The organism is Paraclostridium sordellii (genome assembly GCF_000953675.1).
GTDB classification, from domain to species: Bacteria; Bacillota; Clostridia; order Peptostreptococcales; family Peptostreptococcaceae; genus Paraclostridium; species Paraclostridium sordellii.
Map to the genome: position 1 here is coordinate 1,749,270 of NZ_LN679998.1, position 13,412 is coordinate 1,762,681.

A 13,412-nucleotide genomic window follows, 5' to 3' on the forward strand; every position below is an offset into this window, starting at 1 on the left:
GAGAGCTATTATTATCATTAGTTAATTTTAGTCTTTAATTTTTCAATATACATCATATCTTCAGCTTCTTTTAAAATTTCATCAATATCTTTTTGCTTGTTAATCTTAGTACTAACTCCCAATGAGATACTTAATGGTATCGGAGTCTTATCTGTATTTTTACAATTTAATTGTATTCTATTACAAATTTCTTTTCCAAGTTTATAATCGCTATTAGGTAAAAGTATTATAACCTCATCACCACCCCATCTAAAAACTAAGTCTTCTTTTCTACAACTTCCTTTTAAAACTTTTGCTATTTCAACTAACAATTTATCTCCTTCTAGATGTCCTAAATTATCATTCACAGCTTTTAATCCATTTAAATCTCCCATTATTAAAGTTAATGGATAGTATTCATTGTCATCTAACTTGTTAATTTGTTCCTCAAAATATGCTCTATTGTATAATCCTGTTAATTTATCTGTGTAACTCATTTGGGTTAGCATATCTTCTAATTCTTTTCTTTTTGTCATATCCCTTGCTACCCCAACAATTCCCCATGCTTCTCCTTTTTCATTTATTAAAGGAGTTTTTACACTTTCTAGATATAATATTTTATCATCTTTATTTAAAATATTTATTTCCGTATATTTATCTTCTTTATTTTTTAGAATTTCTTGATCTCTTTCTATAAAAGCTTTTGCAACTTCCCTATCTTGGTGTAGCTCAAAATCATTTTTCCCTATAACCTCAGATTTTTTCTTACCAAAGAATCCTTCGAAAAAAGCTTTGTTTCCTCCAAGATATCTACTTTGTTTATCCTTATAAAAAATAATATCTGGAATTGTATTTATTATGGTTTCTAATAATGTATTTTGATTTATTAAACTTTGTTGATAATTTTTAGTTTCTGTAGTGTCTTTAATAACTCCAGTAATAACTATTATATTTTCATTTTCATCAAGTATTGGTGTTAAATATGACATTACGCTCTTATTCTTAGTCTTTCCTTCAAAAACCATTGGTTGTTTCAATTCTACAACCTTTTTATGATTTTCATCATATTCCTTTGCCAAATCTTCTTCAAATATATCTTTATTGATTTTTCCTATTATATCATCTTGAGTTAAGTCTCTATCTATAAATGTATTTTTAAATTTTTTATTTATTTTCAAAAACACTCCATCTTCATTTTTTATCCACATTGGAAATGGAAGTGTGTCAAATATTAAATCCATTAAGCTTTTATTCATTTTAACTCCTACTTCCTTACTATTTAAATCTACACTATGTTATATAGTACTTCAAAAATTCATTTTTTTATATGGTAATTTATGGATTTATAAAAATCTTCATTTAAAATAATTACATATTAATATTGTAAAACTAATTCAAACTTCTGAAAAGGCCATTTATATAAAAACAATTATGTATCTATATATACATTTATTTTTTAAAATTTATCTAGAATATCATATTTATTTATAGTACTATATAATCTGAAATCTAAATAAGGAGGGTCTTTATGCCGTTTACACTCGCTCATCCTGCAGCTGTAATTTTTACTAAGAATAAATACTTTAATTTAATGGGTTTAATTCTTGGTTCTATGGCTCCAGATTTTATATATTTTATATTATTTAACCCAATCAGTAATTTAGGTCATACTTTTTTAGGCTTTTTATTTTTAAATTTACCTTTGTGTTATTTATTAAATTATTTAATAAATAACTTTATAAAAGTTCCTTTTATATTAAATTTACCATTTGGACTATCTAGGTACTATATATACTTATTAAATTATAAGGTTAATATGAAAAGTACTAAAAATATTATAGTTTTTGGATACTCATGTATACTAGGTATGATTACCCATGTGCTTTGGGATTCTTTTACTCATCCTAGTGGATTTTTTGTATTGAATATAAATTTTTTAAGAACAAATATAAACTTTTTAAATTTTCAAATTCCATTGTTTAAAATTATTCAACATGGAAGCACACTTATTGGTATCCTTTTAATTTTAATTTACTTAAATAAAATTAAAAAAGTAGATAATAAACATATTATTTCAAATAAGCTAAAATATCATTTTACTGCTATATCTATTCAATTTGTAGTTATTATTTTTAGTTATATGTTTTTTAATACCTTTGGTATAGGAAGACTTGTAACAACCTTTGTAAATGGTCTGTTTATAGGATACTTAATATCTTCAATTTTGTATATAAATAAAATAAGTACTGATTATGACTTAAGCTAAGTCATTTTCAGTACTTATTTTATTTAACCTAAACTGTACTAGTTTCTAAAATTTCCTCTTCAAATTCATTATTTAAATTTTTAAATGATGTTGATAACATCAATTTAATTCTATTTAATTGATTAACTTCACTAGCTCCTGGATCATAATCTATAGGAATTATATTAGTATTTGAATAAACTCTTTTTAATTCTTTTATTACACCTTTTCCGGTTATGTGATTTGGCAAACATGCAAAAGGTTGCATACATATAATATTTTTAACATCACTTTCTATAAGTTCCATCATTTCAGCAGTTAAAAGCCACCCTTCTCCTGCTTGATTTCCAAGTGATATAACCTTTGATGCAGTCTCTCCTAAATCTTGAATGTATTTTGGTTTACTAAATCTTTTACTCTCCTCTAAGGCTTTCATATAGTGTTTTTGATACATTGCTATTGAATTTATAACTAATTTTCCACCTAATTTTTTATATTTTTTATCTAGATAGTTATCAGCCTTATAGTAAGTATTAAATGCACAACTTAAGAAGAAATTTAAAAGTTCTGGTACAACAGCTTCTGCACCCTCTTTTTCTAAAATATCTACTATATTGTTATTAGCTAATGGATGAAACTTTACTAATATTTCACCTACTAATCCCACTTTAGGCTTTTCCTCATCAGTTATAGGCAGTTCATCAAAATCCTTAACTATATTATATATGTTTTCTTTAAATTTAGATAAATTACCTTTTTCTAAACTCGTTTTGCATACTTCTATATGTTTTTTATAAAGTTTATTTGCACTTCCCTTTTCTAGTTCATAAGGTCTAACTTTATATAAAACTTTCATTAGTAAATCTCCATATATAGCAGCCATTATAACTCTATTTATTAATCCTAAAGAAAATACACTATATAGATTTCCTTTTTCATCTCCATTTACTGATAAGGACACAACAGGAATATTTCCATATCCAGCATCACTTAATCCTTTTCTTAAAAATCCTATATAATTTGTAGCTCTACATACACCACCTGTTTGAGTTATAGCTACAGCAGTTTTATTTAAATCGTATTTCCCACTTTTAAGTGCTTTAATTAACTGGCCTATAACAATTATTGCTGGATAGCAAGCATCATTATTTACATATTTTAATCCTTCTTCTATGGCTCCTTCATAGTCTTTTAGTAAAACCATATTATATCCACAACTTCTTACACTATGTTCAACTAAATCAAAATGTATTGGAGACATTTGAGGCACTAAAATAGTATAATTTTCTTTTATTGATTTACTTAAACTTCCTTTTGTATATGTTTTCTTAACTTTAATTCCTTGTATATTATTATTTTCCCTTTCTTGTAATGCTGCTTTTAAAGATCTTAATCTTATTCTCGCAGCTCCAAGATTATTTCCTTCATCAATTTTTATACAAGTGTAAATTTTTCCTTCTCCACTTAGAATTTCTTGGACTTGATCGGTTGTAACTGAATCTAATCCACACCCAAAAGAATTTAGCTGAACAAGAGATAAATCATCTCTAGAACTTACAAAATTAGCTGCTCTATATAATCTTGAATGATATGCCCATTGATCTACAACTCTTAAAGATTCATCTGATTTTCCTAAATGACATATACTATCTTCTGTTAGAACTGCCATATCTAAAGAATTTATCATCTCCGGTATTCCATGGTTTATTTCTGGATCAATATGATATGGTCTACCTGCTAGTACAATTCCCTTAAGATTGTTTTCTTTAATATAGTTTAAAGCTAGTTCTCCTTTATTTCTTATATCCTCTTTGAATTTTTCATATTCTTTAAATCCATGTTCAACACTTTTATTTATTTCATCTTTACTTATTTCTATGAATTCATTATCATAATCTTTAATTTTATTTAGCTCTTCATAAAGCTTTTTCTTTAAGGCGTTTTTGCTATTCATTGGTAAAAATGGATTTATAAAATTGATATTATTTTCTTTTATTTCACTTATATTATTTTTTATTACCTCTGAATAGGACATAACAACTGGGCAGTTAAAATGATTATCTACATTTTTAAATTCTTTGTGTTCATGTCTTATACATGGATAGAATATATTTTTTATACCTTTTTTTATTAAATCATTTATATGTCCATGTACCATTTTTGCTGGATAACAAACTGACTCTGATGCAATTGAATCCATCCCATTTTCATATAACTCTTTTGAAGACTCACTAGAAAGCACAACTTTAAATCCTAACTTTGTAAATATTGTATGCCATAGAGGATAGTCTTCATACATATTTAAAACTCTAGGTAATCCTATTTCCTTTCGTTTTGCTTTATTTATATCTAAGCTTTCATAATCAAATACTCTTTTATACTTATACTCAAATAGATTTATATTCTTATTTTCATTTCTATTTAGTCCTATTCCTTTTTCACATCTATTTCCTGAAATAAATTTTTCTCCATTTCCAAAACTATTTATAGTTAACAAGCAATTATTAGAACATTTACCACATCTTGCAGTAGTTATATTTAAGTTTATTGAATTGATACCTTTTTTATCTAAAAGAGAGGTTTTATGATTTTTATTATATTTTTCTTTAGCAATAATACTTGCTCCAAAAGCTCCCATTATTCCAGCTATATTAGGTCTTACAACTTCTCGTTCTGTTAAAATTTCAAAGACTCTTAAGACAGCATCGTTGTAAAAAGTTCCTCCTTGAACTACTGGAAAATTGCCTATATCTTCTTTTGATTTTACTTTTATAACTTTATATAAGGCATTTTTTATAACAGAATAAGAAAGCCCTGCACTTATATCACTTACAGAATTTCCTTCTTTTTGTGCTTGTTTTACTCTTGAGTTCATAAATACCGTACATCTTGAACCTAAATCTACTGGATTTTTAGAGTATAGAGCTTTTTTAGAAAAATCTTTAATATCTAATTGTAACGACTTTGCAAATGTTTCTAAGAAAGACCCACATCCAGAAGAACAAGCTTCATTTAATATGATAGTTTCTATTACTCCATTATTTATTTTAAGGCATTTCATATCTTGACCGCCTATATCTAATATAAAATCTACATTAGGTGAAAAAAACTTTGCCCCTTTGTAGTGTGCTATTGTTTCAATTTCTCCCACATCTATTTTTAAAGCTTTTTGAAGTAATGCTTCTCCATACCCTGTAACAGCTGAATTTACAATTTTAGCCCCTTTAGGTAATATATCATATATATTGTTTAAAATATGTATTGTTGAGTCTAATGGGCTTCCTTCATTGCTTCTATAATCTGAATATAATAAATTACCTTCATCATCAACTAATGCTACTTTTGTAGTAGTTGACCCCGCATCTATACCTAAAAAACAATTTCCACTATAGTTTAATAATTCTTTAGTTTTAACAATATCTTTATCATGTCTATTTCTAAAATCTATATATTCTTTTTCTGTCTTAAATAAAGGTCTAAGTCCACTGTTATCCATAACTTCTTTTAATTTTAAATGTTTTAAATTATCTATTAAATTGCCTAAAGTAACAGTTTTCTCCTTACATGATAATGCGGCACCCATAGCTATATATAATTGTGCATCTTCAGGAAATACAATATCATCTTTATCTAACTTAAGAACATCAATAAAAGCTTTTCTTAGTTGAGATAAGAAGTATAATGGTCCCCCTAAAAAGGCTACCTTTCCTTGAATTTTTCTTCCACAAGCTAAAACGCTAATTGTTTGAACTACTACCGCATGAAAAATACTCATTGCTATATCTTCTTTTCTAGCTCCTTCATTTATAAGGGGTTGTATATCTGTTTTTGCAAATACTCCACATCTTGCAGCTATACTATATATATTTTTATAACCTTTTGCTAATTCATTTAATCCTTGAGCATCTGTTTTTAAAAGAGTTGCCATTTGATCAATAAAAGACCCTGTTCCACCTGCACATATCCCATTCATCCTTTGTTCTATTCCATTTGTTAAATAAGTTATTTTAGCGTCTTCCCCACCAAGTTCTATTACAACATCAGTTTCAGGATTAAAATACTCAATAGCTTTTGTACTAGCAATTACTTCTTGAATAAATTCAACTTCTAATTCATTTGCTAAATTCATTCCACCTGAACCCGTTATAACTATAGATACATTTTCATCACCAATAAGTTTATAAGTATCTTCTAATACTTTAGTGACAGCATTTTTAATATCTGATAAATGTCTTTCGTATTCTTTAAAAATTATCTTTTTATTTTTATCTAATACTACGACTTTTACTGTAGTTGATCCCACATCAATTCCTATATTGAAAGTGTCCATCATACCTATCACCCCATTGTTTCGTTGTTTTTGTCTAAATTCGTCTTTTTTTATTGATTTTTAGAATTTTTTATCATTCCTTGTTATATTCTATCATAAAAGAAATGTATTATCTAATATTAGATAATACATTTATAATTTAAAAACATATTGAAAATTCTAATTTTTTATTTCTAATTTCTATAATAGCCTTTATTTAATCTATATACTTTTTTGCTTACATTAATTCTAGTTTATTTTTAATTTTTTACTATTATATCTTTAATATCTTATTTCTTTTCCGTATACACGCTTTCTCTGAATAAACTCTTTGTAGTTTCTCTACTACTCCTTCATTATTTTCTGCTATATCTCTATAACTAAATAATATATTACCTTTAACTTCTTTGTACTGCCTATTTATTTCAATTTCTTTATCAACTTCTCTTGCAGTTTCTTTTTTATTTATATTTTGACCTATATATAGCTTAACTTTTGTCCCATCTACAATACTTGCCCACCATTTTACTAACGTTTCATATGGATTATCTACGTTAGTTGTCTCCCAGTAAACTTGAGGTGCTATATAATCTATAATACCATCTTGTATCCAAGATAGAGAGTCTGTATATAAATCATAGTAACCTTCTAAAGCATTTGTATTTGAACCCGTTACATCACTGCTTTTATTTTTCCAAACACCAAAAGGGCTCACTCCAAATTCAACATTTGGTTTCGTAGATTTTATAACTCTATATACTGTTTTTATTAAATTATTTATAGCTTCTCTTCTATTTTCAGCTGTATCCTCACATACATATTCACATCCACAAATACAATTGCAGGTACATAAACATCCACAATCGCATTCACAATCACATTCTGGAGGTGGGTATCCATATGGATAAAAATATTCATCAAAGTGAATTCCATCTACATCATAATTTGATACTATTTCAAATACAGTTGTTGCTACATAATTTATTACTTCCTGATTTTGAGGATTATAAAAAAGAGCATCATTATGAGATAATACCCACTCTGGATGTAATTTTGCTGGATTATTATCCGCTAAAACACTTAAATCAGTTCCTTTAGTAGTTATTCTATATGGATTTAACCAAGCATGAAATTGCATATTTCTTTTGTGAGTCTCTTCTATCATAAATTTCATAGGATCATAACCCGGATATTTTCCTTGCACCCCTGTAAGAAACGCTGACCATGGATTTATTTTTGAATCATAAAAGGCATCTGATGTAGGTCTAACTTGAACAAATACAGCATTTAAATTTAAACTTTGAATTTTATCTAATAGTTCTATGAACTCTTGTTTCTGAGCTTCAGGATTATCCTTTGTTTTTGGCCAATCTATATCATATACTGTAGCTACCCAAACCCCTCTAAACTCATATAGCGTACAATCTGTCCTCATGAAAGTTTCCCCCTATTATATATTTTGTATTTATTATATGTGTTTTACTAATATTTTGTTAAGCACAAAAAAAGCCTTATAATAGCATTAAAAAGCTTAATTGCTATATATAAGACTTTTATACATTTATTTATTGATAGTTTAAATTAGAAGTCCATACAAAATTTATAGGAAATACTGAATTTACAAACTTATTTATATTATTTAAATTCTTAAGTTCACTTTTAATAACATTACTACCTTCTAGAAATAGTTTATTTAATTTATCAATATCATCTATAACTAATATTTCATCTTTATATTTTATAATGTATTTATTATCTGTAGTCCTAAATTCTATCTCGTTTAAAAAATCTGTATCAACATATTGATTAAAATATCCATATAAATTTTTACATAGATTTTCGTAGTTAATTATTTTTATACTTCCATCTAAGTAAGATAATTTTTTTTCATCAAAGAGATTAGGTTGATTTATAAAATCTTTTATATGTACATTTTGAATTACATATTCTAGATTATACTTATTAGCAATATATTGAACTACTTCGTAATTATATTTAGAATCTATATATATTTCTCTAATTTCTCCTTTTAAAGTTTCATCATCTATTATTCTTAAAATTATGTATCCAATTACTTTATTCTCCCTAAAAACCACTAACTTTTTATAAGTAAAATTCCCCCAAGGTATAGTTGCACTTTCTAATAATGTTTCAAATTGTTCTTTAGTTCTTAAAAACCTAGTACTATTTTGGTTGTATATTTTTATTATTTCATTTAAATAGGATTTATCGTATTCTTTTATTTCTAAATTAATATCTTTATCTTTAGGATAAGTTATGTATTTATTGAAGTTTTTAACTAAGCTACATTTTCTTCTTGTATACAAGGTTCTTGTCCCAGATATGCTAACCATATCTACTCCATCCTTAAGCATTTTATCTTCCACATAATCCAATGCAGTAGATGCATATTTATTACCTTCATAATCTGGATCTGTGCAAACTGCGCCTATTGCAGCTACTTTTATATCATTACCTTGAACAGTTATATCTTGAATAACATAATTTACAGCTGAAACAATTTTATTGTCTTTAGATATTACTATCATATTTTCTATATTGTCCTTATTTAATAATAGAGGGAATTCTTGTTGCATAGTTGGTTTATGCCCTCTTAAATCTCTAAAAACTTTGTTTATAAGACTTATAACCCTTTCAAATTCTTCAGGTTTTGCACTTCTAGGATTAACCCTATTTATTAAATTTTTTCTTAGTTTTATATATTTTTCATGACTTATAGAATAATTCATTTTAATTTTTCTTTCACCTAAAAACTTCATTTCAGATTTTTTACCTAATAAGTTTTCAATTTCCTTATACACTTCTTCTTTTCCCAATTTATCTTCCATGTCTTTAAGTATATTAAAATCTTGTATTCCAAATAATAAGTTTCTACATCTTATTGAATCCATAGGCTTCATATCTTTTCCTGGATAAACTAAAAACATATCTCCAGCTTTCCATTTGTCTTTTTTATAAGTTGCATTGTTGAATAAATCTCCTGGCCAAATACCATAAGACCATCTTAAAAATCCATCTAGGTTAAAATAGTATGTAAACCATCCCTTAAGTCTAGATTCTATTAATGGAGATTCTAAAAATATATTTAACTTATCAGGAAAACAACAAGAATACCAAGTTAAATATCCAGATTTATTTTCTAGTTCTTTTTTTATTTCATCTAACTTATCTATATTATTTATAAGCTCACAAGTGTTTAACGATAAATTTTCTATGTTTATGTTACATTTTTCAAAAAACTCTTGATGATGTATTGCACACTTAAATTTTAATTCTTTTTTCCCTGAACTTTTTTTTATAAAATCTACATTTTCATTAAATACTTCTATATTGTCTGGTTCATCTACTATTATTTTAGTTATATCTAATAAATTACTAGACTCTAAGTGATCAAATAAAAGTTTTAGATATTTAGCAAAATCATGTTTATCTTCTAAATAACCAAAAACCTTTTCATCTTCATTATAATAGTTTATTCTTATTGCATCTTTATAATCTTTTAAAGGACTTCCAAACTTAAATGCATCCCAGTTTCCTATAATTCCAAATAAGTTAATTTCTTTATTTATATTATGTTTAAAACACAAATCTATGTATCTATCTAAATTTGAAAAGTCGCATATCAATTCTCTATCCTTCTTAAATACTTTGACTATATTCATTTCAAATAAATTATTTGCATTTTCATATACCTGATAGCATCTTTGTCCTGCCCATGGATAGTCAGTAACTATTAAGTCAATAACTTTTTGACCTAATTTTGACATTTGCTCTAAAAAGTTATCTATTATATAAAAATGTTCTTCACTATAATATGGAACTTCATAATAACGAGCCCAGTTACAAGGGTGTTGCCATAAGTCTAAGAAAAATTCACTTTCTTTTGCTGATTTTACAATATAGTTTAAAACTTCAATTTTAACACTTTTTTCAGCTATAATTTTTTCTTTTTGATATTCCTTTGTATAGTAAGCTTTTAACTTTATCTCTATATTATCTTTATTAAAATTTTTAGGTATTTTACCATCTATCCATAATAGCTGCTCTTCTTCTATATGCATATAGTTTTGATTTAAAATTTGATCACCTATGTAGTCTTTATTATCATCTTGTATGTAACCTATAAAGGAGATTTTAAAGCTATCCTTTAAACTTTCTTCTGCTTCAAGCTCTATTCTAATTTTATTATTGAGTCCTAAATAATGTATATCATTTAAATCTCCTAATTGACAAAAAAAATCGTCATTGCTATTTAGCATAACTTGAAAAGCAAAAGCCTCTTCTTTTGCTACACATAAATTGCTTATTGTTTTGTATGATATAGTTTTATTGTTTTTAACATGCTTAAATGAACTATCATATATATCTAATTTTAATTTCATCTCTATCTCCCTATATTTATCTTATTCTTACAAAATTTGTTAAGTTCATTATATGTTAAAATTTTTTCGTCGTAAAATAGATAAAATCTATAGCCTTTTATTTAACTATAGATTTTATCTATTTTATATTCATTTTTTAAAATTAACTATCTAACATACTCATCATGATACAATTCATATATATCTGAAAGCTCTAGTTTTATTCTTTGCAAATCAACTTGGTAATCTTTGTGGACTATTTTTTCGTCTTCTGTTATTAATTTATTTGGAAGTAAAACAGTAAATTCAGTACCACTTTTACCATCACTTTCTAAGTATATTTTACCATCCATTAATTCTACAAGAGACTTAACTAAACTAAGTCCAATTCCACTACCTTCTTTTTTTCTTCGCATAGATTTATCTCCTTGGACAAATCTATCAAATATTTTATCTTGAATTTCAACTGGAATTCCTATACCATTATCTTTTACTTTTATTCCTACCCAAGTCTTATTACTTAAAATTTCAACTAAAATACTACTGCCTTCCTCACTAAACTTAATAGCATTAGATAATAGATTTAAAACTATTCTCTCTATCATATCAGGATCACATTTTATATCAAGTTCTTCTACATCTGTATCAAATAAAACTTCTATACCTTTTACATTTGCATAACTTACAACAGATAAAGTCATATCCTCAACTATCTTAACTATATTGTAATTGTCAAATTCAGGACATTTGAATCCTACATCAAGCTTAGTAATATCAACTATATTATCTATAAGTCTAAGCATTCTCTTACAGTTTATATCTAGACAATCTTTATATTTTATATATATTTCTTTAAAGTTACTTTTTTCTACACTTACACTTAATAATTGATTGGCTGAATAGATTATATTTAAAGGAGTTTTTAACTCATGACTTATGTTTGAGAAAAACTCATTTTTTACCTTTTCTTCTTGTTTGATTCTTTCATATTTTAATAGAGCTTTTTCAAGTTCATATTTTTCTGATACATCTTTTATAGATAAAACTTTATATTTTTTATTATTTATTTCAAATGTCTGTATTGAAATATCTAAAATTTTATCTATATCTTTAATGTATATGTCTTTGCTATAACATCCATATCGAGACATTTCATATTCAATTTCTTTAAGATTTAAGTTTTCTTTATATATTTTTGCTATATCAAATTTTTTCCCAATCTCTATATCTAAATCTTTAAAATAATGATTTTTTCCCATATTTTCTATAGTTTTTGCATTTTTATATTCTATCTTGTAGTTTTCATCACATATTATAATATTACTATGCTTATTTTCATCGATAATTTTTATAAATAAGCTTCTTTGTCCATCTAATATTCTATTAATTTTTATAGATCTACTAAGTTCAATAAATAGCCCTAATATAAAAATTATAAACCCTAAAAATATTGTGGATGTTGATGTCAATCCTATTTCTTCAGTTGGATTTATTATATAGAAAAAATCATATATAGATTTTATAGAAAACATAAGTGCACTTGATCCAATTACACTATAAATATATTCTTTTTTATTAAAACTCTTTTTAAAAAATCTAAAAGATATTATTATATATACTATAGCCAAAAATATATTATATCCTTTATAGAATTTAATTATATTTTCATTGTATGGATACATGTATTTATATTCTATATAAATAGATATAAAAGTTATTAAACTAACTATCAAAAATGATTTTATTTTATTATTTATAATAAGTTTTTTCAAACTTTCTAAATTGCTAACTGCTATATATACTATACTTACTCTTACAAAAGATGTTATAATAGCATGGTATTCATCTAAATTAGGATGTGAGTAATTTAATAAGTTTGATGTACATATATCTAAAAAAAACATAGTGTACATTAGAAACATTATAAATAATTCTTCTTTTTTATTGCTACTATAGCATAATAAACAACTTAAGACCCCTAACATAGATAAAATTACACTAAATATTCTTACAAAATCATCATTTGTCAACTCAAATATTGGTTGTGGACTTATAAGTTCTATTAGTCTAAAAACATATCCTCCTAATATAAATATTGATATTATCAATATAATTATTATATCAATTCTTTTTTGTTCTTTTATATTTTCAAAAATATTTACATCACCCATAGTTTTTCCCCTTATTTCACATTTTTTAAATTAAATTTTATTATATAATCCACCTGTTATATTATTTCAACTTGTAAATTCGTGAAACCGCTTGATTTTTACCCATTTAATTATTTTGCATTTTTTTGTATAAATTGTCAATATTAGTAGAATGCTTTGTCCTATACATTACTTTAAACAGCTACAGTAAATTTTTATCTCATTATTATATATATCCATAATAAAATCTTTTAATAAATTACAATTAAATATATATTTTTATCTAAAAATAATTAATATAAAAAGTAGATACACTATAGTGTATCTACTTTTTATATTAATTATTT

General features: G+C 25.3%; 6 protein-coding genes. 1 reads left to right on the top strand and 5 read right to left on the bottom strand.

Annotation, left to right across the window (positions count from 1 at the left end; genetic code table 11):
- Nucleotides 1-17 precede the first annotated feature (17 nt).
- Nucleotides 18-1,235, bottom strand: a complete 1,218-nt coding sequence (locus ATCC9714_RS08435; protein ID WP_057545019.1) for a sensor domain-containing diguanylate cyclase — start codon at nucleotides 1,233-1,235, stop codon at nucleotides 18-20.
- 272 nt (nucleotides 1,236-1,507) lie between these two features.
- Between ATCC9714_RS08435 and ATCC9714_RS08440 the strand changes: the two genes are divergently transcribed.
- Nucleotides 1,508-2,245 carry a DUF4184 family protein gene (locus ATCC9714_RS08440; RefSeq protein WP_021126103.1) on the top strand — a complete coding sequence of 246 codons (738 nt, stop codon included), beginning with the start codon at nucleotides 1,508-1,510 and terminating at the stop codon, nucleotides 2,243-2,245.
- A gap of 28 nt (nucleotides 2,246-2,273) precedes the next feature.
- On the opposite strand, the gene ATCC9714_RS08445 is transcribed toward ATCC9714_RS08440, so the two are convergent.
- The 4 genes from ATCC9714_RS08445 to ATCC9714_RS08460 form a co-directional block, all read right to left on the bottom strand.
- Nucleotides 2,274-6,557 carry a 2-hydroxyacyl-CoA dehydratase gene (locus ATCC9714_RS08445; RefSeq protein ID WP_057545020.1) on the bottom strand — a complete coding sequence of 1,428 codons (4,284 nt, stop codon included), beginning with the start codon at nucleotides 6,555-6,557 and terminating at the stop codon, nucleotides 2,274-2,276.
- A 250-nt stretch (nucleotides 6,558-6,807) separates the two neighbouring features.
- Nucleotides 6,808-7,968: a glycoside hydrolase family 10 protein gene (locus tag ATCC9714_RS08450; RefSeq protein WP_057545021.1), complete on the bottom strand. Its 1,161-nt coding sequence runs from the start codon at nucleotides 7,966-7,968 to the stop codon at nucleotides 6,808-6,810.
- 130 nt (nucleotides 7,969-8,098) lie between these two features.
- Nucleotides 8,099-10,936 carry a GNAT family N-acetyltransferase gene (locus ATCC9714_RS08455; RefSeq protein WP_081013591.1) on the bottom strand — a complete coding sequence of 946 codons (2,838 nt, stop codon included), beginning with the start codon at nucleotides 10,934-10,936 and terminating at the stop codon, nucleotides 8,099-8,101.
- Between the two features lie 146 nt (nucleotides 10,937-11,082).
- A complete protein-coding gene (locus ATCC9714_RS08460) occupies nucleotides 11,083-13,086 on the bottom strand; it encodes a sensor histidine kinase (RefSeq protein WP_057545022.1) in 2,004 nt (667 codons plus the stop codon).
- Between the last annotated feature and the right edge of the window lie 326 nt (nucleotides 13,087-13,412).